Raw genomic sequence first — 24336 nt, 5'->3', positions numbered from 1 at the left:
TCTCAGGCGTGAATCTGAATGGTGCGGATTTCGGTGTAGAAGTCCCGCGCGGCGCGGCCCTGCTCCCTGCTCCCCGACGACGACCCCTTGAGGCCACCGAACGGGGCGTGCGGATCGACACCGGTGGTATCGCCGTTGACGCGAACGAGGCCGACTTCAATGCGGCGGAGGTACTGCATCGCGCTGCCGAGGTCGCGCGTGAAGAGCGACGCCGAGAGGCCGTAGGGCGTGGCATTGGCCATCACGAGGGCGTGCTCGAGATCATCGGCGACCAGCAGGCCCAGGACGGGGCCGAAGAGTTCGCGTTGCGCGAGCGGATGCTCGGTCCCCTCAAAGCGCACAATGCGTGGTGCGAACCAATTGCCGTGGGTGTACGCTGCCTCGTCCGGTAGCGTGCCACCGGCCAGCACCTCGGCCGGGTCCGCCGCGAGTGCGGCGAGTACGCGATCGCGCGCCGCGGCGGTGATCATCGGGCCGATCGCGCACGCCACGTCCGTTGCGGGGCCGAGCGGGAGCGCCGCCATCGCCATGCGCAGCTTCTCGAGGAACGGCTCCACGACGCGACGGTCGACGATCACGCGCGAGGTCGCGGTGCACTTCTGACCGGCGTAGCGCATCGCGCCGGCGGCGGTGAGCAGCGCGGCGCGGTCGAGGTCGCCGTCGGCGGCGACGATCACGACGTTCTTGCCACCCATCTCGGTTTGCGTCCGCACATTGCGCTCGGCGCCGATCGCGGCGACGCGCGCCCCGACCGCGGCCGACCCCGTGAACGAGATGCCGCGGACGCCATCCTGCCGCAGCAGCGCCTCGCCGGTGACGCCGTCGCCCGGCAACACATTGAAGACGCCGGCCGGCAGTCCCGCCGCCAGCGCCGTCTCGGCGAGCGCGTGCGCGACGCCGCTGGCGTACTCGGACGGCTTGAGGAGGACGGGGTTGCCGAAGGCGATCGCCGGGGCCGCCTTCCAGAGCGGAATGGCCAGCGGGAAATTCCATGGGGTGATCAACGCCACCGGACCGAGCGGATCGCGCACGGTGAACTGCAGCGCATCCGCGGCCTGCGACGGGATCACCTCGCCGCTCTCGCGGACTGCCTCGCCGGCGTAGTAGCGGCAGATCACCACGGCGCGCCCCACTTCGCCGCGCGCCTCGCCGATCGGCTTGCCGACCTCGCGGGTGATTGCCTGCGCCAGCGCCTCGGCGCGTGCGGCAATCGCCTCGCCCCAGGCGTAGAGCCGATCCGCACGGGCCGGGCCCGTGGTGGCGCGCCATCCGGGAGCAGCGGCCGCCGCCGCGCCCACTGCCTCGGCGACTTCCGCCGTGGAAGTCGGCACGAAGCGGCTCGCCACGTCGCGCGTGTCGGAGGGATTCAACTGCTCACGGACGGCGGTGCCGGCCTGCGCGTGGAACTGGCCGGCGACGAAGCGCGGGGTGAGATCAGACATCAGGAGGACTCCGCATGGCGGTGACGGGCGAGCGCGTCGGTGAGCGCGGCGCCGGCGCCGAGAATGTGATCGCGCACGAGGCGAACGGTGCGCACCGTGTCGCGGGCGCGCGCGGCGGCGAGAATTGCACGATGTTCGCGCACGGCGCGCGCGGTGCCTCGGGTGAGCACCAGCTGCAATCGGAGGTAGCGATCACACTGCGCGTGCAGACGATGGATGATCTCGATCGTCCGGGGGCGACCGGCCGGCGCGTAGAGCGCCAGATGGAAGGCACGGTTGGCCTCGCCCCAGGCCGCGGTGTCGGCACTCGCCACGGCCTGCTCAAAGGCGACGGCGTGATGCCGCAGCAACGCGTCGTCAGCCGAGGTCAGGTGGGGTACGGCGCGCCGAGTCAGATCGGCCTCCAGCAGGGCGCGCACCTCGAAGAGTTCCGCCACTTCACCGGCGGGGAGTGAGGCGACGACGGCACCACGATGCGCCGAGAGCGTCACCAGCCCCTCGGCCTCCAACCGGAGCAGCCCTTCCCGCAGCGGAATCCGGCTCACCCCGAGCTCGGCCGCCAGGGCGGCCTGCCGGAGCGGCGTCCCGGCCGGATAGACCCCGTCGAGGATCCGTTCGCGGAGGGCGTCGGCGGTGGCATCGGTCAGGGTGCGGCGGGGGATGGACATGATTGTATACAATATCCCGTCATCCGGGAGGTGGCAAGGGTGAACGGTGAACGGTGGGAAATGGTGAGGGGTGAGGGGTCCGGGGGCTGTTGCCCCTCACTCCTCACCCCTTACGCCGTTCACCGTTCACCGTTCACCGTTCACGCTTCACGGCTGCCGGCGGTACACCAGCTTCTGCTCCACCTTCTTCCCGAGGTTCAAGGTGATCTTCACCTCGAGATCGCCTGTCTTGGTCGGCTTGAACTCACGTTCGACGGCGCCCGCGCCGGGAATGCTCTTTTCGAGGAGCAGTACCTTCCCCTGCCATTCCCCCTGGAACTCGATCACGCCGCCCTCCATCTGGGCGACCTGGTGCTTCTTCCCGTCGGTCTGCCAGATCGTCTCGAAGCCGGACGGATCGGTGGTCACGACCGTACCGTCGCTGACCTTGATGACCAAGGTCTGCTGCGGACGGACTTCGGTGGCGAAGGCGCGAGCGTTCCGTTGGCCGCGCCAAAAGCCCGCGCTCCCAGCCCTCGACCCCCGCCCCCGCCCCCGCCACCTCCGCCACCACCACCCCCACCGCCACCTCGCCGACCACCACCGCCACCACCACCACCGCCACCACCGCCACCACCGCCCGCGGCAACGGAACCAGCAGCCGTGGTCGAGTCCGGCTGCGGACGAGCCGCCGGACGCGGATTGAGCAACGCGGCCAGCCCCGGCGGGGTGGAATCGCTACGGGTCGAATCGAGCTTCCAGGTGCCGGCGATCGCCTTCATCATGGCCTCGGTCGGCTTCTCCTGGGCGCGAAGCGGGGCCGCGAAAGCGATCAGCGCCACGGCGAACGCGGCAGTACGGGTGCGAGACACGGACATCTCCGGCGAAGCTGGTGTGAGGGGCAGGCAGCCATGGGGCGCCCAACCAAGTGATACGCCGTCTGGGCCCTGCAAGTTGACCGTCCTTGCCGGTGGCCTCGCGACCGCTCGGTGGCTATCGTTGACCGTGCCCCAGACCCCAGCCTCTGTGCCGATCCTGCGCCTGGTTTCCTCGCGCCTCCGTACCGTCCTCGCCCTCACGGCCCTGATCGTCGCGCCGCTTGCGGCCCAGGAACATCCGATCAGCTGGGTGGTGGTGCGCCCGCCGGCGCGCATCACGCAGGGTGCCGTGGTCAAGCTCGCGTTGCGGGCGACGATCCCGCAGGGATGGCACCTCTATTCGATCACCCAGGGCCCCGGCGGACCGGTCCCGACCACGATCACGACCGCGGCAGGCGCCACGATCGCGATCACCGGTTCAATCCGCTCCCCCGAGCCCGACATCGCCGAGGACAAGAACTTCGGCATCCTGACCGAGACCTACACCGACTCCGCCACGTTCACGGTGCCGGTGACGGCGCTCGCGCCCGGGCGCGCCAAGCTCGCGCTGCAGGTCGCCTATCAGACCTGCACCGATCGCTACTGTCTGCCCCCGACGTCCGACATCGTCGAGGCGTCATTCGAAGTGACGGCCGCGGCGCCCGGCGCCGTGATGGCCGCGCCCATCGCGCCGATCGTGCCGCCGGCAGCGCCGACGCCGACGCCGACCGTCACGCCGCCGAGCACGGTAACCGCCGCGCCCGTCGCCGCCCCGAACACCGGCATGCTTCCAGGTGGCAGCACGAGTGGCCAGTCGCTGCCACTCTTCCTCTGGCTCGCTGCGGTCATGGGCGCCCTGTCGCTGCTGACGCCCTGCGTCTTCCCGATGATCCCGATCACGGTGTCGTACTTCACGCGCACCAGCGAGACCTCGGGCCACTCGGCGGCGCGCAACGCCTTCACCTATGCGCTCGGCATCATCGCGACCTTCACGATCCTCGGCATGGCGATCGCCATCCTGGTTGGCGCCGGCGGCATCAACCGCTTCGCCGCGAACCCGTGGGTGAACCTCCTCGTCACCGGCCTCTTCCTGGCCTTTGCGCTGAATCTCTTCGGGGTGTGGCAGGTGACGCTGCCGAGCGCGCTGCTCACCAAGCTCAACGCGGCGTCGGATGGGAAGCGCGGCGGCGAGACCGCCGGCATCCTCGCGATGGGGCTGACGTTCACGCTGACGTCGTTCACCTGCACGGCACCGCTCGTGGGCACGCTGCTGGTGATGGCGGCCCAGGGCAATTGGCGCTGGCCGCTGCTCGGCCTGCTGGTCTTCTCCGCCGTCTTCGCGCTGCCATTCTTCCTGCTGGCGCTGATGCCGCGCGCCGTGGCCAAGCTCCCGCGATCGGGGGCCTGGCTGCAGCGCGTCAAGGTGATGATGGGCTTCCTCGAGGTCGCGACGGCGATGAAGTTCCTCGCCAACGCCGACATGGTGTGGCAGTGGGGCATCTTCACGCGCGACGTGGTGCTGGTGGTCTGGGTCCTCGTCGCGCTGGCCGCCGCGGCGTGGCTCTTCGGCGTCGTCACGCGGCCCCGCCCGCGCATCGCGATGGTGCAGCAACTGGTGGCGGTGAGCTGCATTGCGGTGGCCGTGTGGCTCGGCCGGGGCGTCGGCGGCACGCGGCTCGGCGAGCTCGAGTCGTTCCTGCCACCGCCCGAAGGCGCCGTCACGAGCGGCACCGCGACCGTCGAGGGTGAACTGCCCTGGATGGTGAATGACCTCCCCGCCGCACTGGCCCAGGCGAAGCGCGAGCAGAAGCGCGTGCTCGTGGACTTCACCGGCTACACCTGCACGAATTGCCGATGGATGGAAGCCAACATGTTCCCACGGCCGGAGATCTCCGCCGAACTGGAACGCTTCGTCCGCGTGCGGCTCTACACCGACGGTCAGGGCGATCTCTACCGCAAGCAGCAGCAACTCGAGCTCGACCTCTTCGGCACCGTGGCGCTACCGTACTACGCCATCATGGACACGCTCGGCACGCCGCAGGCGCAGTTTCTCGGGATGACCCGCAGCAGCGAGGAGTACCTCACCTTCCTGCGCGGCGTCGCCCCGCTCGCCGTTCGCTGATCCACCCCCTGCACCGGCCAGTTGCCGGCCTGGAGACCCGCCTGATGCGCCTGCTCGCCCTCATCACGCTCCTGCCCGCTGCGCTCGGCGCGCAGGCGGTGTCGGCCCCAGAACAACTCGTCCATGTCCCGCTCGACTATCACGCGCCCGTGGACGGGCAGCCGAAGCCGAACTTCTCGCCGAAGGGGATGCAGGTCGCGCTCACCGCAGTGCCGCGCACCGTCAAGCTTCCGGCAGGCGCGGTGCGCCCTGCCAAGCGCGGACTGATGCAGCTCGGCCCGACCAAGGCGGGCTGGGTGCCGGTGCTCGCGACGGCGAGCAAGGAATTCCCGACCGACCTGGTGCAGCTGTGGATCGACCGGAACCGCAACGGCAACTTCGCCGATGACGGCGCGCCGCTCGCCGGGCACCCCGGCGCAGAATGCCAAGACGCGGGCGTGGTGGACCTCGTTCAACAAGGTCGAGCTCCCAGTGCGGTACTCGGCCAAGGTGACCGAGCCGTACTTTGTGAATTTCTGGGTCGTGCGCAACGATTCCGCCGAGACGCCCGAGGTGATCCGCTTCTCGACCGGCTCGTGGCGCGGCGGCACAGTGACGGTGAACGGTGTCCCCGCGCTGGTCGCGGCGATGGACAGCGACAACAATGCCATCTTCGACGCCAAGGACACCTGGAGCGTGCTGGCGGCGTCTCTTCCAAAGGCGGAGCAAGCAGTGCTGAGCATCGCCGAGGCGCGTGGGACGAACCGACTGATGTTCCTGCCGACGAGTGGCAAGGAACTGGTGCTCGAGTTCCGCCGCTTCTCCCCCGACGGGCGGAGCGTCGACTTCGCCGTGATCGACAAGCCGGTCACCAGCGCGCAGGACCGCGCGCCGGACGACCAACTGCGTGAGGAGCGGCCGCGCCCGCGCACCACGGTGGCATTTGCCTGGGCCCATGGGTCGGCCGGCCTCGACGCGGCACTCGCGCAGGCCAAGACGTCGGGGAAGAAGCTCTTCCTCGACTTCGAGGCCACCTGGTGCGGCCCCTGCCATACCATGGATGAGTGGATCTGGACCGACGCCGAGGTCGCCGCCAAGCTGAACGCTGAGTATCTCGGCGTGAAGATCGACGTCGACTTGGAGAAGCCGCTGGTCGCCCGATTCAAGACCAGCGGCTACCCGACGATGATCATCCTCAACCCCGATGGCAGCGAGCTCAAGCGGGTGGTGGAGTATCAGTCGTCGTCGATGATGCTGAAGTTCCTCGCGACGCCGTAGCGCCGCGAGGTTCGCTCAGTGCGACGCGCCGCGGCACGATGCCGCCGCGGGGGGGGGGGGGGAGGGAGAAGGGGGGGGGGGGGCGGGGGGGGGCCCCCGCCCACACCCCCCCGGCCCCCGCCCCCCCCCCCCCGGCGGAGGGCGTCGCGCTCACTCGCAGCGGGTCCGCGACATCCGGAGTCCGTCACCCGCGACGTCGATGGGCGTCGACGCGGCCGTCTCGACCATGCCGCGCAGCGTGTCGCGCGTGGTTGTCAGGAGATGTGCCGTACGCCCCCCCATGCCGACCGGGAGGTTGAGGACCACCATGTCAGCACGGCCGAAGTGCCAACTGCCACGCGCGCTTCCCGTGGCCTGCGGCACACGCAGCGTCCATTCGTTGGCGGCACTCGTCGGCGTCGTCTCGAGCACGACGCGCGACGGAAGCCCGGCGCCTGGTTCTCCACCCCCGAATTGCCACGCCTTCGTGGTGGTGTAACAGCCGGCAACCGCGCTGGCCGATGCCGAGGGGTTGAAGCGTCGGACCACGGGCGGGAACGGCACACCGGCGGCTGCGAGCGCTTCGATGGCCGGCAGCGTGAGTGGTTGGAATGAGGTCCGCGCCCCCTGAAACTGGCCCGGCAGGGCCTCCCAGAGCACATCCCCGTTCGTCAGGACATGAAGTCGGGAGTACTGCGTCGCGGCGTCCCAGCGTGGCGGACTCGTCGGGCGGCCGGTGCTGTCGACGGCCGACATCCAGTACTCGGCCACCTCATAGATGACCAGCGCAGGGTGACCCGGCGCCGGGAGGAAGATGTCGTCAAGCGCCATCACCGTGGCGAGCGGGCTGTAGCTGATGTCGCCCCGCAAGCCGCGCAGTCGCACCTTGTCGTGGTGGACCACGACCGGCGCCTTGAGTTCGCCGCCGCGCACCAGCACGTAGCTGGGAAACGCGCGCATCGCCGGCGGTGCTGGCGCGGTGGATGCCAGGACGAGCCCTGCGGCGAGGAAAGCGGGGAGCATGGCGACCTCAAAGAGGAGCGGGGGGAGGTGCGTCCCATGTGACAGTCTGAAGGTCGTGCGCCGGACGGGATCCGGCAAGATGGGCGCCTATGGCGTTCCGTACTCCCACCCCCACGGCATCTGCGTGGGCCCCAGGATGAACGCCGCCAGCTCCGGGTAGATCCGTTCGGCACGGACGTCGTTGCCGAGGAAGACCACGCACCGACGGTGGGCCTCAAGACAGATCACCATGTTGCCGGTCCAGTCGTTGTGGCCGCCCTTGAACCAGGCCGGCCCTGACGGGTCGCGGAATGTCACGACGCCGAGGCCCGCCGAGAGCGCGACCGTGCTGTCCCACCTGCCGCGCGCCTCGAGCAGTGTCGGGAACTGCTGCCGCGAGGTGATCGGCAGCTGCGGCCGGACAAACTCGGCGCGCGACGTCGGCGTCAGGCCGTCACCGCGTACGACGGCCGCCCAAAAGCGGGCCTGATCGGCGATGTCGGTGTCCATCGAGCCGGCCGCGCTGACGCGGCTCCGTTCGTCGTGCGGTTCGATCGTGCCATCGAGCGCGTGGCCATCGGCAAGGTTGCTGGCGAAGTCCGCGCGCCATTGCAGCGAGGTGCGCGGCATCTCGAAGCGATCGAAGAGGCGGCGCTGTGCCTCGGCACCGAGGTCAAGCTTGAGCCCTTCCTCGAGGACGAGCTGGAGGATGTAGAAGCCCTCGCCGGAGTAGGCGTAGCGACTCCCGGGCGTGAAGTGGAAGCGCAGCTTCTGGTCGGGCTCGAGCCAGCGGAAGTTGGCGAAGCCGGTGGCGTGATTGAGGAGGATCCTCGGCGTGAGCGCACGCCAACGCTCGTCGCCGGCGAGGTCGGTGAACTCCTCGTACTCGGGGAGCGGCTTGGGGAGGAGCGTCGCGATTGAGGCGTCGAGGTCGAGCTTCCCCTCGTCGACGAGCTGCAGCACCAGGTAGCCGACGGTCGCCTTGGTGAGCGAGGCGCCGTACATGATCGTGGCGGTGTCGAGCGGCAGGCGCTTGGCGGCGTTGCGCCAGCCGAGCGCGGCGACGTGGCGGACCTGGCCGTCGTCGATCACGGCGATGGCAAGCCCTTGCACCGAATCGCGCGCCATGAGCGCGGTGGCGGCGGAGTCGATGGCATGGCTGCTCGGCATCTGGAGCGCGGTGTTCGCCGTGGAACATCCGGCCGCCAGCGCAATCGTCACCGCAAGACCGATCACAGAGGTGGCGCGCATCGAGGGGCCTCACGGGGTGGGATGGCACGTCGCCGACGGGCGGGCTACTTTCGCAGTATGAGTCCTCGCAACCGTCTCGCCGTCGCGCTGGCCATCGGGTCCGTCATCCTGCTCTGGCCCGGACTGGTCAAGCCGGCGCTCACCATTCGCGCGACGATGGAGATGTTCGGCCAGACGCGCGAGCTGTCGAACGAGACGCGGAGCGTGGTCGGCGCCGTGCGGAGCCTGCACCAGTCGGGCAACGACTTCGTGGCCGGGCTGATCGTCGTCTTCAGCATCCTGATCCCGCTGATCAAGGCGGCGCTGCTGATCCCGATCTTCACGTTGCGGAGCACGGCGCAGCGCCTCCGCCTCTATCGCTTCGTGCGCACCATCAGCAAGTGGTCGATGGCGGATGTCTTCGCCGTGGGGATGCTGATCGCCCTGCTCGCCGCCAAGGGCACCGCCAACCTCTCGGCGGTGGCCGGACCCGGCTTCTACTGCTTTGCCGCGTACTGCCTCGTTTCCAACCTTGCCTTCCAGCTCCTTGAGCTCGACGAGCCCGACGCTATTTCTTCGGTGTGACCTTGAACTTCGCGACCGGTTGACCGGCGAGGTTCACGAGCCCTTCGAGCGCACCGTCGGCGCCGAGCGTGCCGTCGTGCTCGAGCAGCTTTGGCGTGGCGGAGGTCGCGCCCGCGGCTGCCGCCGTCGCCGCCGCAACGGTCACACGGAATTGCACGTGCGCACCGGTGCGCACCACGTTGGAGATCGTCCCGCTCCCCTGCCCCGGCACCATCGCGGTGCCGCCCACGCCACCCGAGGCGGCGACGAAGGTGTAGCTCACCGGCGCCACGATCGAGCTGTCGCCGAACGGCACGGTGACGCTGCCTGCCCACGTGCCGACGAGGGACGTGGCGGATGGCGCTGCTGCCGGCGCGGACTTCTGCTGGGCAACGGCCGGCGCGGCGAGGGTCAGGAGGAGCGCGGCGACGAGCCGAGGGATGGCGGAGGCGGGACGACGGGACATGGGGCAACTCACGCGGGCTGAGGGGGGACGGGGGCCGACGAGTTGGAATCGGATGAAATATGGGACGGATTCGGCGATGGGAGAACCACAGGCGGTGGCAACTGCAACTAATTCGAGCGGCTAGGGTCTCGCCTGGTACTTCTCCAGATGCCAGAAATCATCGTCCGGCGACTGCCGCGCGACGTAGATCACGCCGCGGCCGAAACCGATCACCTTCGAGTGCGGCTTCAGGACGGCCCGACCGGTGAGAGTCCCCGTCTTGTCGAAGATGTCGTACTTCGGCAGCGAGTCATTCCAGTCACGAAGGCGCGGCACCCAGAGTTCTCCGTCAGTTGAGGCAAGGACCTGGGACATGAGCCCATCGACCGGTGGGAGCACGGCTGGAAACATGTCATCCTGCGCGGGGAACTGAGTTGTTGACCACCACGCCCGGTACGCGCTGGTGACCTTGATCGGCTGGTACTTCACCGCCGGCCCGCGAATCCGCTTCCCCGCTGGCGTGACGACGTCCACCCGATACGGGGACTGATAGACGATCGCGACGCTGCCATCGGAGAGCGGCATCCACTCAGACCGCGTAGGAAAGATGGCGGGAGGGCCGACAATGTCCGCGCTCATTCTCCCGTCGGGACCCTTCCGCATCGGTGCTGCATGCGCCCGCTCCACCTGCTGCCATGCGAGAATCGTGACGGTCTTGGTCGTTGGATCCCACCGCTCGATCGGGAGCGAATCGCGTCCCGCTGCCCCGGCGCGGCCAGTGCGGTATACGCGACCCAGCGCGTCGAACCCGCGAATGTCGATCGGCGCCATGCCAGCCTCTTCACGAGTCAATCCTGTTCCAGTCACCTCGCCCGTGCCCGAGATGAAAACTGCCCTCGCGAGCATTTGGTCTGCGACGACCGCACCGCCCTTTCCATCGGCCATCGCGTCTGACGGCAACCGATACTCCCCAGGGCCAGCGCCGGTACGCGACAGCACGCGCAGCGCATCGGCCGAGAAGTCCGCCAGTCGAATGGCGACCTCGCGCCCGTCAACAAACACGAACTTGCCGCTCGCCAACTCCGCGCCTTCGCTGAATCCGCTGACCGGCTCGGAGATCGTCGCCGCAGGCCGTCCGGTGAGGTCGATCGTGCGGGTCTGGGCGGTGGCGGGAGCGGCCCCGATGAGGGTCAATCCCAGTGTGATCGCTTGGCAGGTGGTTCGCATCATACCCCCTAGATGGACTAGCGCTGCTACCGCATGCGCACTGGTTCCCGACCGCGGGGACCATTGCGGTAGACCGTATCGGACTTGGTGACGTCCCACGACTCGCCCCGGCGCTGCATCGTCCAGATCATCCCAACGCCGCATCGCGTGCCGCAGCGGTAGTCGACCAGCAGGACCGCCTCGTCCCCGGACGGGGCGAAGCCGATGCCCGAGAGGGCAATCACTGCCGTGTCCGTCACCTCGCCGCGCAATTGCCAGCGACTCACACGGTCGTGTGCCACCTCACCGAGGAGCGAGGGGACCCGGCCAGGCGTTCTCGCCTCGCGCACGAAATCCGCCCACGCCGGCTCGGCCATCGCGGGCCCCGCGGAGTCTCCCATCCAGATGACGCGATCCTGTTCGACGAGCACCTTGGCGGGCCGATTGCGCGCGATGAGCGCCACCACGGCGGCGTTGCTGACCGTCTGCGTGGCGGCCTGTCGGGCGGTCGAGTCCTGACTGAAGTCTGGGGTGGCGCGGTCGGGTGATCCGCAAGCTTGCAGGCCGAGCAGCAGCGTGAGATAGCGTGTCATGCGCCCTCATCTAGTAGGGCCCCATTGCAATGCGGTTGGCGAGTATCCTCAAGCCTACCTCCACCACGGCGCGAACGGAACGGGTGGCGCCGCCATCCCCCCCAATCACCAAGCGGAAGGGGTGTCCCCAGCTGCCCTTGCGCCTGTATTCGATCGGGCACGAGGGTAGCGGCGAACCGTCGTGGGCTTCTGCGGCAGGCCACGACCGCAGCAAACGCCTGTTAGATACCAGCCTATATCAAGGGCTCAATGGATCGGTCATGACTGACCGCGCGACGACCTCCCCGAGAGCGGGCACCGACGTAAAGCAACAATGCCGTGGTGACGAGGAAGTAGAAGACGGTGCCGGCAGTGTGCCTGACTACCTCTTTAGCCTCATTCGGTAGAGAGCAATCTGGGGGACGCCCTCGACACTCTCACGCCGAGCATACACGATGGTGTCGTTTGCGAACCCGACCCAAAGGTCCGGCGTCTGGATGGTGATGAGGTGAGCTCCCGTCTTGGCATCAAGTGCCTCAAGCACCCCGTCATAGTGCTCCAGCCTACTGCCGCTTCTTGAAGTCACCTCTCCCGTTCGGCTCCGCCTGACGACTGGCTTGATCGAGTCGGGAGACCAGTCGATTGCGGCAACAGCCGCGGCCACCCACAGCGTTCCGTCGGCCGCTTCGTGGATCCCCCGCAGGTATGGCAAGGGTCGCATGACTGCGGCGCTCGCGTCCCAGAACCGTGACAGCGCGGTGGCGTCGTAGGGCGCAAACCACTTGGGCGTCCTCTCGACGAAGGACGCGGCCCTCCCCCCGACCATCCAGTGCGCGAGCCGATACCGATAGAAGGTTGAACCAGCCCAGAAACCGTCCTGAGCGCCCGCCTGGCCGAGGACGACCAAATTCGCGAACCTGTCAGCCCGAGGGTCGGCACGTGGTGGCAGCCCGAAGGTCTGATGATGCGAACCGTCCGCGTTGATCGCCGTGAACTGTGCTCGCGCAGGGAGCTCGTTGTTCACAATCAGTAGAGGCGCCCCAGGAAGCACCACGATGTTCTCTCCCCGCGTGTCCGGGTCGACCGGGACCGTTCGCCCTGCGCCGGTGCGTGCCGAGAGGATGGTCATGTTTCCATAGCCGAAGGCAGCCACGGAATCCCCAGGCCAGGAAGCGATCGCTCTGATCGAGCTCAGTTCGCCGGGACCGTCACCAGCCCGGCCAAGTTGCTGTGGTGCACCACTGCAGTTCTTGAATACGAGCAGTTCGCGGTCCCTATCAGTCGGGCCAACTACGCAACCGGTAGGGGTCACTACTAAGGACGGGGCGTCCCCCATCGAGAGCGAGTCGTCTTCACTGCCGAGCACCGCGATTGGTTCAAGAGTGACGGTACATGTCCCGCACTTCTCGCTGCGCTCCAGGACGACGCCCACCGATGGAGTCGCAGTCTGCTGGGTAATGGAAGGAGTCCCTTCCTCCCGTCCCGAGCACGCGGTCAGCAGCACACCGAGCATACCGCCGGTCAACAATCGAGTCGCGGCTCTCCCCCTGACACCTGTCCGATGGTGGGAATCGCTACGGCAGTTCGCCGGAGTCAGTGCAATCGATCGCGCAGTATCCATGAGGCGCATTCCTTCCATGCTGCGGGGGCGGATGATTGACGGCATGCGAGCGCGAGGCTCGGGCGCCTCGAGGCGCCCTGGTTCTGTCATCGAGGAGGAGTGACCTGCGGAAAGGCGTCCGGCGCTGGACCCGCCTGACATCCCAAAGGTACGGTGTCGGGCCGATGCCGGGAGGGGTGGCGGTGCCCAAACACCAAACCGCCCGCCACTCTGCTGAGTGACGGGCGGCTGGACATGCCCCGAGTAGGACTCGAACCTACAACCTAGTGATTAAGAGTCACGTGCTCTACCAATTGAGCTATCGAGGCGCTTCCTGCAGTAGCCCCAACGGGAATCGAACCCGTCTCTCGACCTTGAAAGGGTCGCGTCCTAACCGATAGACGATGGGGCCGACTTCCCCTGGGTTCCCCTGCATAGCGCTAACGGGATTCGAACCCGTGTTCCAGCCTTGAGAGGGCTGTGTCCTAGGCCCCTAGACGATAGCGCCGTGGCCAAACCAAGTCGGCGAATATACCCAGCCCAGAAGGCATATCAACCCCCAACAGGCCCGGCAGGAATCGAACCTGCAACCCCCGGTTTTGGAGACCGGTGCTCTACCAATTGAGCTACGGACCTAGATAAACCCTCTAACAACCAACAACTAACGCCTAACGACTCACAGGGTGCCTGACGGGGATTGAACCCGCAACCTCCGGAACCACAATCCGGCGCTCTAACCAATTGAGCTACAAGCACCACGACAACGGACGCCCAAAATGGCCCCCGAAGCCCTCCGGGTCAAGCGTCCCGACGCTCCCAGAACCGTTTCCCGACCGCCAGGGTCCGCATATTGGCCACCACCGCGTCCTGGTCGAGCGCGGCAATCTGGACCACCCCGCGCGCCGCGTTGCAGGCCAGCAGCGCCGTCCCCGTGACCTCCTCCCGCCGGAGCCGCCCGGTGGCGATCCCTCCGCGCACCGTCTCCGCCAGCCGCGCCCGCGCCACCGACGGCAGCCCCCCCAGCGCCAGCGGCGGAAAGACCAGCGTCTCCCGGTCCCACCACCCTATTGCCCAGATCGACGACTCCACCAGGTACCCCTCGGCGTCGAAAAAGAGCACGTCGTCGGTGCTCTGCGACTTGGTCGGCAGCCGCGCCGCCTCGAGCCAGGCCCGCGCCGCGATCTTGTGGGGATAGCCCTGATGGGGCACGTGCGCGGTCACCAACGCCAGCGGCGCCGTGCTCCCGACCTCGCGCTCGGTGCTGCGCACCAGCCCGTCGCTGACCTCGAAGCGCACGATGCGGTCCTCGCCACCCTCCGGCCGCGCGATCTCGCCGACCGCAATCCCCAACGCCTCGGCACTGCGGTGCAGCCGCTCGAGGTGCAGCGGCCAGAGCGGCGCCACGCCGTTCCGCACGCGCACCGTCTCCAGGAGCGTCGTCGCCGCCTGCGGGGCGCTCACATGACCGCCACGGGTTCCGCCACGCGCGTCCCGCGCAACGCCTGCCACGCCGTCGCGACGATGATCACCGCCCCACCCGCCAACGCCATCATCGACGGCACCTCGCGCAGCAGCAACCACGACCAGACCGGATTCAGCGCCGTCTCCACCAGCAGCAGCAGCGACGCATCAAGCGCCGGCACATGCTTGAGGCCGCTCGTCACCAGCAGGTACGCGCCGCCGATCTGGAAGACGCCGAGATAGAGGATCACCCCCCACGAGGCCATCGGAGTCGGCCCGACCGGCAATGCCCACGGCAGCACGGCCACGCACGCAATCAGGTTGCCGAGGATCACCGCCGAGACGCCATGCCCCTGCGTGGCGTGGTCGCGCCCGAGCCAGCGCAACCCAATCAGCATGACCGCGTAGGCCACCCCACTCACCACCGCGAGCAGGTTGCCGCGCACCGGATCCGGTGCCGTCACGCTCGGCACATCGACGCCCAGGAAGACCAGCGCGAGCCCGGTCGCGACCGCAGCCAGGATCGGCAGGTCACGGCGCGAGATCGGCTCGCGCAACAGCCAGGGCCCAAGCAGCAGCAGATAGACCGGAGCGGTCGACTGGAGATAAATCGCGTTGGCGGAGGTGGTCAGCCGATTGGCGAGCACGAAGGTGACCAGCGTGACGGCGTAGGTGACGCCGACGAGCGCGGTCTTCCAGCCGAACCCCTTGCGAGCGGCCGGCACGGCGATGAACAACGCCAACGCCGCCACGCCACTCCGGAACGATGCGATCTGCCAACCCGTCAGCTGGGCCGCCTTGATCGCGGCACCACCGGTCGAGAAGAGCAAGGCGGCGATCGCGATCTGGAGACGTGGGGACAGGTCAGGGCTCCGGGAGTTGGGCGGGGTATCCGAGGGCGGTGGCGAGCTTGGCCACCGAGGCGATGTGCTTCACCTCAGCATCGGCCAGTTTGGTTGTTTCGTCGAGCAACCCGCGCTCGCGCTGATTCACCAGGAAGAGCGATGATTCGCCGGCATCAAAGCGCCGCTGTTCGGCCGCCAGGAGCTGGCGGGCCAGCGCGACCGCCTCAATCTGCCACCCTGCCGCACGAAAGGCACCCTCGAGGCCAGCCGCCGCGGCCCGAGCCTCCGCCACCACGTCACGGCGAATGTCAGCGAGGATGAGGGCCGCGATCCGGTCCTTCGCCGAAGCCTCGCCCGCCTTGCCACGCTCCTTGAGCAGGAGGAGGCCGGTGCTGGCCCGGAGCCCAAACTTGTAGTTGCCGGAGCCGGACGGGAAGTCCGAGAGGCCAGACACCCCGTCCCGGTCCGCGAGGCGCGCCGCCTCGGCCTCGACGTCCGGGAAGAGTTCGGCGAGCGCCTGCCGACGCGCCGCCGTGGCCGCATCGCCGTCGGCGCGCGCCTTCCGGACCTTCGGGTGCATGGTGAGCGCCCGGGTCAGTTCGCCAGCAATCCACGCCGAATCGGGGCGTGGCCGTGTCGGTGCCGCCACGGGGCGAGTGGCCTCGTTCCAGTCGAGCGGGTCGCCGTCGGCGTCCCAGAGGTAGGTCGCGACTCGTGCGCGAGCCGCCGCGGCGTCGGCCTCTGCCAGGGCAAGGGTCGCCTCGCGACGCGCCACCTCCAGGCGGACCTCGATGGTGTCCACGGCCGCAAGATCGCCGCGCGTCACGCGTGCCGCGATGCCGCGGCTGCGCACCTCGATCAGGCTGCGCCCCTCGCGTGCAATCTCGAGCATCCGCTCGGCCCGATACCAATCCGCCCACGCCGTCGTGGCCTCAAGCAGCAGCGCGTTGAGGAGTGCTTCGCGCGCAGCCGCCGCACCGTCGCGCTTGGCGCGCGCCGCACCCAACTCGGCCCGCCGACGATCGGTGATGATTCCCTGGCCGATCGGCATCGAGAGGCCGAGCGAGAGCAGTCCCTGCGCGGGTGTGCGTCGGTCCGGCGCAATGTACTGACCGGTCGTCTTCTCGAGGCCGATCTTGAGGTCAACGCCCAACGGCGTCGGGACTTTGATCGCCGCCTCGAGGTAGTTGTAGTACTCGCGGCCGCCGAACGCCTTCCGTTCCCACGACGCCGAAAGCTGTGGGTCGAACATCGCGCCGGTGGCCGCGAGCACGGCACCGTCGGCTTGCCGCACCATCTGCTGTGCCTGCCGCGCCACCGGATGGTGGGCAGCCACCACGGCGCGCAGCGAATCGAGCGAGAGCCCCGGCGACTGGGCCAGCACGGGCTGTGGCACGTGCACCAGCAGTGCCACTCCAACGAGCCACCTCACTTGCCGCCGCCCTTCGGCGTCGCGCCAGGCGCGGGCTGCTGCACCGTCGGCGGGAAGCCGTTGAGGGTGCGCCAGAACTCATACCAGATCGGCACTTCGTCGAGCATCGCCCAGCCCACGACGCCGGACCCCACACGCAGCGACGGTGAGCTTGGCCACGGCTCGTCGGTGCCGTCGGGGCGGACGAGAATGCGGTAGGTGCCATCCGGCGCGTTGATCTGGTCGATCACCGCGATGATGCCGCCGAACGTCCCGACCGCAACACTCGGCCAGCCCGCGAACTGCAGCGCCGGCCAGCCATCGAAGGTCAGGCGCACCTTGCGGCCGGGGCGCAGGAGCGGCACATCAATCGCCTTGACGTACAGTTCCACCGCCAGATCGGCGGCATTCGGCATCACGGTCGCGACCGCCTCGCCCTCCTTGACCGTCTCGCCGACGCCGGCGCGAAGCACGCGCACCACGTAGCCATCCTGCGGCGCCGTCACCGTCGCGAGTCCGTTGCGCAGCCGGACGTTGGCCTCGCTGTTGCGCAGCTTGGCGATGTCGGCGCGCGTCTCGTGCATCTCGGCCGAGGTCGCACTCCGATCGCCGCGTGCCTTGGCCAGCTTGTCGGCGTACTCCGCCGCCACGGTGCGCACTTCGAGGGTGGCGTTCTCCAGCTCGGCGCGACTCTTCGCCAAGGTGCCACGCGCCGAGGCGACGCGAGCGGCCACCGATTGCGCCCGGGTGCGTGCGCCCTCGAGTTCCACCAGGCTCTTCAGGCCATCGCGATAGAGCGCCTCCTGCGCGCCGAGCTGGCGGACCGCGACCACGCTGTCGAGGAGTGCCGCCTCCACCGCGGCCGAGTCGGCGACGACGGTGAAGCGCACTTGCTCGATCTTGGTGCGCAGTTGCTGCGCCTTGAGCCCCTGCCCTTCGGTGAGCGCGGCGATCTGCAGGTCGAGCGCGGAGACCTTCGCCGCCTTGGCCGTTGCCGCCATCCCTTTCGCGGCCACCTGCTCGCCGTAGCGATCGGCGGTGGACGGGTCGAGGTAGTCGTCCTTGATCTCGGCGAGCGAGAGGATCGGATCGCCGCGGCGCACGAACTGCCCCTCGGCGACGTGCCATGTCGTGATGCGGCCGGCGATCGCGCTGTTGACCAACTGCGGCCGATCCTCGGGACGGTACGCGATCACCGCCCCCTTCCCGGAGACATACTGCTGCCACGGGAGAAAGAGGATCACCAGGACGACGAGGCCGATGCCGAGCAGCCAGCGGCGCAGCACGCCGTGATGACGTGGTGTACGCAGGAGGCTCGGGGCGTGCAGCGCGAGTCCCTCCGTGTCGCGACTCAGATCGGGTGCGGTGTTCATGAGGTCACTCCGACCGCGCCGAGAATCGCGCTCGCCGCCGGTGTCCGGGACACTTCGTCGAGCGGACCATCGGCGACCACCCGACCGGCCTGCATCACCAGGACGCGGTCGGCCGCCGCGAGGAAGGCCGGGTCATGTGACACCGCGATCACGGTCCACGGGCGGCGACGATCCATCAGGAGCTCGACGAAGAGGTCGCGCGTCTGCGCCTCGAGGTTCTGGAAGAAGTCGTCCATGACCACCAGTCGTGGCGACCCGACGATGGCCTGCGCCAGGAGCAGCCGCGCCACGAGGTGGGACGGCAGCGAGCGCCCACCGGAGCGGATTGGTGCCTCGAGGCCGTTGGGCAGCGTGGCGAGCCAATCGCCGGCGCCGACGGCGTCGAGCGCGGCGGCCAGGTCGGCGTTGCTCAGATGCGCACGTCCGACGCGCAGGTTCTCCGCGAGCGTGCCGTCGAAGAGGTCGGTCGCGGAGAGGAGCTGGCCCACCTGACTGCGCATCGCAGCGAGCTCAAGGGAGCGTGCCGGTTGTCCGTCATACGCGAGCCCGCCCTCGAAGTCGTGGTAGAGTCCGGCCAGCACGCGCAGGAAGGTGGTCTGCCCGGCGCCGTCGAAGCCGGTGATCACCACGCGAGACCCCGCGGTGACGTCGAGCGTGATGCCATCGACCGCGGCCGATGGCGCGCCGGGATAGCGATAGCGCAGGTCGTGGGTGCGCAGTGTCATGCCGGCCGGCGATGTCGGGGCGAGCGCCGCGCCGCCATCGCGCTCGACCGGGAGTTCCGAGACGTGCCCGACCTTGTCGACCGAGGTGAGGATGTCGTAGAGCGTGCTGAGCGAGAGGATCAACTTCTCGATCCCGGCCATCACCATCACGATGACGATCTCGGAGGCGACGAATTGCCCCAGCGTGATCTGGCGATTGATCACCAGCAGCGAGCCGAGGATCAGCACGGTGCCGATCACCACCGTCTTGAAGACCACCATCCCCATCGCCTGCTGCACCAGCACGCGGAAGTGGGCCTTGCGGTGGTGCAGATAGTCGGTGACGTGACGATCCATCCGCTCGACCGCGAAGGCGCTGCTCCCCGCGAACTTGAAGGCGGTGATCGAGCGGCCGATCTCCTGCAGCCAGCGCACCGCGGCGTACTTGTCGGCGCTCTCGGCGATCGACGTCGCCAGGCCGCGCGGCCCGGACACCCGGAAGATCAGCGCCAGCACGGCGAGCAGCAGCAGCGAGAAGGCGGCGAAGTACGGGTGATAGAAGGTCAGCAGCACCAGCCCGAAGAGCACCTGCAACGCCGCCGTGGTCGACTCGGTGAGCAGCTTGGCGAGCGACTTCTGGATGATCACCGACTCGAAGAAGCGGTTCATCACCTCGGGGAGGTATTCATCGCGCACGCTCTCGAGCCGCACACGCGGCAACCGGAAGGCGAACTCGAAGGCGAGCTGCGCGAAGATGCGCTGCTGCAGCAGTTCGACGACGCTGAGCTGCAGGAGCTGCAGCACGCCGGAGGCGAGCGACCCGAAGATGACAAAGAGGATCAGCAGCACGACCGGCTGCAGGATCAGGCCACCGGAGACGAGGCCGGTGATCGACTGCACCCCAAGCGGCAACGTCAGGTAGATCAGGCCGTTGAGGGTGGCGTAGAGGTAGACCAGGCCGATGTCGCTGCGCTCGCGGCGAAGCAGCTGCCAGAGCCGCTGGACCGGCGTCAGGTGCGAGTCGCCGTGTTCGTCGGCCGAGCCGGCCCCGAGCACCGGCTCGACTTCGATCGGGGTGAGCAGCAGGGCCGGGCCAGCCCCCACTGCGCCGAGCGCCGTGAGGCGATCGACCACCGCGGTCAGGGCACAGCGCTCTTCGCGGGTCGCACCCGATGGATCGGCGATCGTCAGCAGCAGCCCGTCGCCTTCGGTCGCCGCGACGACCACCGCGAATCCATCGTCCCGCCAGAGGACGGCCGGGAGGACGCGCCCCTTGAGGGATTCCGTCACTGCCGACAGCGAGCCCTCGCGCTGGAGGAGGGCAATCTGCTCCGTCGCCGCGACCTCGAGGAGGCCAGCGAGGGTCGTGCTATGCCGCTCGGCCCGCGCGCCGGCTTGCACGACCGTCCGCCCCATTCCGGCCAGCACGGCCGCCACAATCTGGTCGACTCTGGTCCCCACCACGGTACCTCCTCGGCCTCCAGATACATCGCACCCCGCGCGGGCAAGGCTCGGCGGGGGGCGCCCGGGAACCGTCCCGGGGATCGGGGAGGGATACCCCGCCGGGCCCTCGCGGTTCCCGGTCCGCTCCGGAGGACCCCGGGTCCCGCTGAGGATGGGAGGGTGCTATTGGTTCTGCCATGACGACGCTCCCCGACGCCCAGCCTCGACTCGCCCGCCTCGCCTGGTGGACCCTCGCCGTGAACCTCCTGGTGATCATCTGGGGGGCGTTCGTGCGGGCCAGCGGTTCGGGCGCCGGCTGCGGCAATCACTGGCCGCTCTGCAACGGCCAGGTGATCCCGCAGTCCCCGACGCTGCACACCATCGTCGAGTTGACGCATCGCGTCACCAGTGGAGTGGCGCTCCTCTTCGTGATCGCCCTGCTCGTGGGGACGCGTCGCCAGTTGGCCCCCGGCCATCGGGCCCGCGGGGCCGCCGTCGCTGCCATGGTGCTGATGCTGATGGAGGCCGCGATCGGTGCCGGGCTGGTGAAGTTTGAACTGGTGGCCGACAACGCCTCGATGGCGCGCGCGTGGTCGCTCGCAGCGCACCTGGTGAATACGCAGCTCTTGTTGGGAGCGATCGCGCTGACCGGATGGTGGAGCGCCGGCCATCCGATGGTGCGCCTGCAGGGCCGAGCGTGGTGGCCAGTGGTCGGACTGCTCGGGTTGATCGTCGTCGGCACCACCGGCGCAATCGTCTCGCTCGGCGACACGCTGTTCCCGGCCAGCTCGCTCCAAGCCGGACTCGTGCAGGATCAGGACCCCGCCGCCCATCCCTTGATCAAGCTGCGGATGTGGCACCCGATCCTGGCGGTCACCGTGGGGACGGGCCTCCTGCTGCTCTCACTCGCGGCGCCGAAGTGGCGGCATGACCCCATGACCGCGCGCGCCAGTCGGACGCTGACCGGACTCGTGCTGACGCAATGGGGATTGGGTGTGGCCACGTTGGTGTTGCTGGTACCGGTGCCGCTGCAGTTGCTGCACCTGCTCACTGCCGACCTGCTCTGGCTTGCCGTGCTGTGGGTCGGTGCGGCGCTTGCCGCAGGTCAGGCGGCGACGAGCCCCGCAAGGAGTTGAGCCACGCCGGCATCGAAGACGGTGCCGGCGCCGGACTCGAGGTAGTGCATCGCGCGCGTCGCTCCCCACGCGTCGCGGAAGGGGCGCGGCGCACGGACGGCGGTGTATGCGGCGGCCGCACCAACCAGCGCGGACGCCCAGTGCTGGTGGTGGCCGAATCGGCGCATGGGGTAGCCGGTGCCGTCGGGGCGCAGGTGATGCTCGAAGGCCACCAGCGCCGACAGCTCGAGCCCTCGCCCACCCGCCTGCAGCAGGAGCTCGGCGCCAAGCACGGGGTGCCGCTCCACCAGCCGACGCTCATCGGGTGAGAGCGAGGTCTTTGCACCATACTCCGCCGGCAACCGCATCATCCCCACGTCATGCCAGAGCGCGGCGACGCCGAGTCGGACCCGATCGGGCCCGTCGAGTCCCGCCCGCTGCCCGGCGGCCATGGTCAGCAGCGCCGTGTTGACCGCGTGTGCTGCGGGTTCGCCGCCATCGGTCACGGTGGCCTGCGGCAGGAGATACTGCTCGACCAGCCCCGCCAGGATCCGTGCAATCGCCTCCGCCTCGGCGCGCGCCACGCGTCCGGCACGCGCTTCGGTCAGCACGAAGCGCATCGCCTCGAGTTCTTCGCGCAGGTCCACGGAGACGAGCGGCTCGCCCTCTTCCGGGGCTTCGGGGGAGAGCACCGCTTCCTCGGACGCCATCGCCTCGACGGCCACCGGGCCGAACGAGATGCCTGGCAGGTGGACCTCGCCGAGGATGGCGACGTCGCTCCCCACGAGACGCGCCTGCAACTGCTCCAGCAGCGCCGCGAATGACTCCGGCGTGACCCCGCCATCGAACTGCAGTCGCTGCACGGAGATGTCGGTGAAGCGTGGTCCCCACGGCCAGTCGCCGAGTTCATGCAACGCGCGCCCGGCGTAGATCGGCGGCCCGCCGAGAAAGAGGAAGATCGGATCGGGGTCGGCAGCGAGCAGCGCACGCAACGCCTCGAGCGCCAGTTCCTGCGCGCGACGGCCCGCGGGGTGGCCGGGCGAGTAGAGCGCCATCGTCGCGAGCGCATGCGCGAGCGCGTGCAGGAAACGGACGGCGTGACTCACGCGCTACCTCCAACCGCCGCGCGCACCTGCGCGTCAGAGGAGCGGCTGGCGAGTTGGAGCACGGCGATCACCGGTCGGTGATTGGCCCAGCGCTTCGCCAGCACTTCGAGCGCCTCGAGCATCACCGGCGTCGCCGGGAGCAGTCGCTGCCGGCGGAGGAGCCCACCTCGCGTCCGCACGAGCGTGAGCAGTTGCGGGACGACCAGCGGGCTCGGTGAATCGGCAAGCAGACGCACGGCCTGCAGGCGCAACTCCGGATTGGGATGCCCGATCACGGCCAGCACCGGCGCAACCAGCGACGGCGGACACTGCCCACCGAGCGACGTGAGCGCGATGCGCGTCTGCGCCTCGTCGCCCCCCTCGAGGACGTCGCTGATCGCACGCTCGCGGGTGGCCGGATGCCGGAGCAATACCTTGAGCGCCTCCTGCCGCACGCGGATCTCCTGATGGTGGAGCGCGTGCAGGATCGGCTGCGGGTCCGCCACCGGCGGCAGCTGTGCCAGCACGACGAGGATGTTGCGCGCGAGGTACCACGGCGCGCCATCGAGGCGCCGCACCAACTCCGGCGCGATCCCGGGTCCGACGTGCGTGAGCAAGTCGAGCATCTTGCGACGTGCAGTGCGGCTGTCGGCGCGTTCGATCCCTTCGAGCAGTGCAGGGACCGCGGCTTCCTTGCTGCGTTGCACCACGCGTTCGATCAACGGGAAATCGGGTGTCGGCGCCGTGAGGAGACGGGTGAGCAGACCGGGGTCCAGCACCGCCGCGAGAATGGCCTCGGCCGTGGTTTGGTCGACACCAGGTGCATCAGCGAGCTGGAGCACTTCGACAAACTGGCCGCGGTCGCGCATCAGCCGTGCGGCCACGAGCACGGAGCGCCCAGCGGTAGCGAGCTCCAGGCCGAGCGAGACGGTGCGCACCGGCTCGAGGAGGAGGCGCGGGTCATCGGCGATCCCGGGCTCGGGATCGTCCGCTCCTTCCCACTGGTCCACGATGCCCAACACCTGCGCCGTGAACGAGGCCGTTGCGGTGATGCTCCCATCCGGACCCATGGCGAGCTTGCCGAGCAGCCACCGCAAATGGGCCGAGATCGGCTCGCCGTCGGATTCGGCCACCGATTCGAGCAGCTGCAGCAGCAGCGTCGGGGGGACCACGCGCAGGGTGTCGGCAAGGAACCGTCGGCGGGCGGAGGGCGACGGCGCGGCCTGCATCAGGTGGAGCTGCGTCGGGCGGGCCAGTGCCCCGAGCACTTCCGTGAAGCGCTTGCGGGCGCCGACCGTGCCGCGGTCGCCGCGCATTGCGATCGCCGACGAAAAGGACGCCAAGGCCTCGAAGACGCGCCGCGCCTCGTCGGGACTCCGCTCAACCCGCTCGGTGATCGCCTCGGCGACCTGCGCCGTGGTCGGGGTGCCCTCGACATCGGTGAGCCGGCGGCCGAAGGCGGCCTCCACCAATTCGCCCCAGAACGCCTCGTCGAGTTCATGATCGAACGGGGTGTCGGTGAAGCCGACGACGTCATACAGGAGCGGGTCGATCCGAATGCACTCGGATCGCCACCCGTCGCGTCCGACATGCTCGGCGGCATCGTGATCGGCCAGGGCCGCCAGCATCGCCGTCACTTCCGTGGCCGTCACGCCTTCGGCCACGCGAATGGTGCCGACATTCTTGCGATGCAGCCGCGCGGCAAATTCGCGCAGGATGGGCGGGAGCGGGTCGACGGCAACGCCGTCGAGGAGGAAGCCCTTCGGCGTCACGCCAAGAGTCAGCGCACCGCGTTCCAGCACCAGCGGTGTGAGGCGATCGACCAGCTGGGTGGCAGATTCAGTGACGAAGCGGTGGTTGGCCGGGTACATCGTGGCCTTGCCCACGGCGTTGATCAGGTCGCGCAGCACGAGTGCCACGGCCTTGGGGAGGGCAGCACCCTTCCCGGGGCTGCTCACGCGGTGCCATCCGTGAGC

General features: G+C 69.0%; 21 protein-coding genes and 5 tRNA genes. 4 read left to right on the top strand and 22 right to left on the bottom strand.

The annotated features are described in order from the left end of the window. Positions 1-2 precede the first annotated feature (2 nt). The 4 genes from IPP98_00535 to IPP98_00520 form a co-directional block, all read right to left on the bottom strand. On the bottom strand, positions 3-1442 hold the full coding sequence (locus tag IPP98_00535) for an aldehyde dehydrogenase family protein (GenBank protein ID MBL0177601.1): 1440 nt from the start codon (positions 1440-1442) through the stop codon (positions 3-5). Continuing rightward, positions 1442-2110, bottom strand: coding sequence for a GntR family transcriptional regulator (locus tag IPP98_00530; protein MBL0177600.1), 669 nt, complete (start codon positions 2108-2110; stop codon positions 1442-1444). The genes IPP98_00535 and IPP98_00530 overlap by 1 nt, the downstream gene beginning before the upstream one ends. Positions 2111-2257: 147 nt before the next feature. Continuing rightward, on the bottom strand, positions 2258-2518 hold the full coding sequence (locus IPP98_00525) for a hypothetical protein (protein MBL0177599.1): 261 nt from the start codon (positions 2516-2518) through the stop codon (positions 2258-2260). Then, positions 2515-2961 (bottom strand): hypothetical protein, encoded by a 447-nt coding sequence (locus tag IPP98_00520; protein ID MBL0177598.1) that lies wholly within the window; start codon positions 2959-2961, stop codon positions 2515-2517. Before IPP98_00520 ends, IPP98_00525 begins: the two co-directional genes overlap by 4 nt. A 133-nt stretch (positions 2962-3094) precedes the next feature. Between IPP98_00520 and IPP98_00515 the strand changes: the two genes are divergently transcribed. Both IPP98_00515 and IPP98_00510 read left to right on the top strand, forming a co-directional pair. Beyond that, the gene (locus IPP98_00515) at positions 3095-5068 is read left to right on the top strand and encodes a thioredoxin family protein (protein MBL0177597.1); all 1974 of its coding nucleotides are present in this window, start codon (positions 3095-3097) and stop codon (positions 5066-5068) included. A gap of 384 nt (positions 5069-5452) precedes the next feature. Then, a complete protein-coding gene (locus IPP98_00510) occupies positions 5453-6325 on the top strand; it encodes a thioredoxin family protein (GenBank protein ID MBL0177596.1) in 873 nt (290 codons plus the stop codon). 150 nt (positions 6326-6475) lie between these two features. Here IPP98_00510 and IPP98_00505 read toward each other — a convergent pair whose 3' ends face one another. Continuing rightward, positions 6476-7327, bottom strand: coding sequence for a hypothetical protein (locus IPP98_00505; GenBank protein MBL0177595.1), 852 nt, complete (start codon positions 7325-7327; stop codon positions 6476-6478). 87 nt (positions 7328-7414) lie between these two features. After that, the gene (locus tag IPP98_00500; GenBank protein ID MBL0177594.1) at positions 7415-8557 is read right to left on the bottom strand and encodes a beta-lactamase family protein; all 1143 of its coding nucleotides are present in this window, start codon (positions 8555-8557) and stop codon (positions 7415-7417) included. Between the two features lie 57 nt (positions 8558-8614). Here IPP98_00500 and IPP98_00495 point away from each other — a divergent pair, with 57 nt between their 5' ends. Beyond that, positions 8615-9121: a paraquat-inducible protein A gene (locus IPP98_00495; protein MBL0177593.1), complete on the top strand. Its 507-nt coding sequence runs from the start codon at positions 8615-8617 to the stop codon at positions 9119-9121. On the opposite strand, the gene IPP98_00490 is transcribed toward IPP98_00495, so the two are convergent. From IPP98_00490 to IPP98_00425, 14 genes are all read right to left on the bottom strand, one after another. Beyond that, positions 9105-9566, bottom strand: coding sequence for a hypothetical protein (locus tag IPP98_00490; protein MBL0177592.1), 462 nt, complete (start codon positions 9564-9566; stop codon positions 9105-9107). The genes IPP98_00495 and IPP98_00490 overlap by 17 nt on opposite strands. Positions 9567-9686: 120 nt before the next feature. Further along, positions 9687-10739 carry a hypothetical protein gene (locus IPP98_00485; GenBank protein ID MBL0177591.1) on the bottom strand — a complete coding sequence of 351 codons (1053 nt, stop codon included), beginning with the start codon at positions 10737-10739 and terminating at the stop codon, positions 9687-9689. A 59-nt stretch (positions 10740-10798) separates the two neighbouring features. Continuing rightward, positions 10799-11344 (bottom strand): hypothetical protein, encoded by a 546-nt coding sequence (locus IPP98_00480; GenBank protein ID MBL0177590.1) that lies wholly within the window; start codon positions 11342-11344, stop codon positions 10799-10801. 361 nt (positions 11345-11705) lie between these two features. After that, positions 11706-12452, bottom strand: a complete 747-nt coding sequence (locus IPP98_00475; GenBank protein ID MBL0177589.1) for a hypothetical protein — start codon at positions 12450-12452, stop codon at positions 11706-11708. 727 nt (positions 12453-13179) lie between these two features. Next, positions 13180-13252: transfer RNA gene (locus IPP98_00470), tRNA-Lys, on the bottom strand. Between the two features lie 11 nt (positions 13253-13263). Then, a tRNA-Glu gene (locus tag IPP98_00465) sits at positions 13264-13335 on the bottom strand. A gap of 23 nt (positions 13336-13358) precedes the next feature. Continuing rightward, positions 13359-13431 (bottom strand) — tRNA-Glu (locus IPP98_00460). Between the two features lie 55 nt (positions 13432-13486). Continuing rightward, positions 13487-13559, bottom strand: a tRNA-Trp gene (locus IPP98_00455). A 46-nt stretch (positions 13560-13605) separates the two neighbouring features. Beyond that, positions 13606-13679: transfer RNA gene (locus IPP98_00450), tRNA-His, on the bottom strand. A 42-nt stretch (positions 13680-13721) separates the two neighbouring features. Next, positions 13722-14384, bottom strand: coding sequence for an aminotransferase class IV (locus tag IPP98_00445; GenBank protein ID MBL0177588.1), 663 nt, complete (start codon positions 14382-14384; stop codon positions 13722-13724). After that, positions 14381-15247, bottom strand: coding sequence for a DMT family transporter (locus IPP98_00440; protein ID MBL0177587.1), 867 nt, complete (start codon positions 15245-15247; stop codon positions 14381-14383). The genes IPP98_00445 and IPP98_00440 overlap by 4 nt, the downstream gene beginning before the upstream one ends. Position 15248: 1 nt before the next feature. Then, the gene (locus IPP98_00435) at positions 15249-16661 is read right to left on the bottom strand and encodes a TolC family protein (protein MBL0177586.1); all 1413 of its coding nucleotides are present in this window, start codon (positions 16659-16661) and stop codon (positions 15249-15251) included. Further along, positions 16658-18013, bottom strand: coding sequence for an HlyD family efflux transporter periplasmic adaptor subunit (locus tag IPP98_00430; GenBank protein MBL0177585.1), 1356 nt, complete (start codon positions 18011-18013; stop codon positions 16658-16660). Before IPP98_00430 ends, IPP98_00435 begins: the two co-directional genes overlap by 4 nt. Beyond that, a complete protein-coding gene (locus IPP98_00425; GenBank protein ID MBL0177584.1) occupies positions 18010-20181 on the bottom strand; it encodes an ATP-binding cassette domain-containing protein in 2172 nt (723 codons plus the stop codon). Before IPP98_00425 ends, IPP98_00430 begins: the two co-directional genes overlap by 4 nt. A gap of 176 nt (positions 20182-20357) precedes the next feature. Here IPP98_00425 and IPP98_00420 point away from each other — a divergent pair, with 176 nt between their 5' ends. Beyond that, positions 20358-21296, top strand: coding sequence for a COX15/CtaA family protein (locus tag IPP98_00420; protein MBL0177583.1), 939 nt, complete (start codon positions 20358-20360; stop codon positions 21294-21296). Here the strand turns inward: IPP98_00420 and IPP98_00415 are convergent. Together IPP98_00415 and IPP98_00410 are read right to left on the bottom strand one after the other, a co-directional pair. Further along, on the bottom strand, positions 21266-22381 hold the full coding sequence (locus tag IPP98_00415) for an HD domain-containing protein (protein ID MBL0177582.1): 1116 nt from the start codon (positions 22379-22381) through the stop codon (positions 21266-21268). The two genes, IPP98_00420 and IPP98_00415, sit on opposite strands and share 31 nt — an antisense overlap. Next, entirely contained in the window at positions 22378-24318 is a 1941-nt protein-coding gene (locus IPP98_00410) for a hypothetical protein (protein ID MBL0177581.1), read from the bottom strand. The genes IPP98_00415 and IPP98_00410 overlap by 4 nt, the downstream gene beginning before the upstream one ends. Positions 24319-24336 lie beyond the last annotated feature (18 nt).

It is taken from the genome of Gemmatimonadota bacterium, assembly GCA_016720805.1.
Taxonomy (GTDB): domain Bacteria; phylum Gemmatimonadota; class Gemmatimonadetes; order Gemmatimonadales; family GWC2-71-9; genus Palsa-1233.
This window is presented reverse-complemented; position numbering and strand designations above follow the sequence as displayed.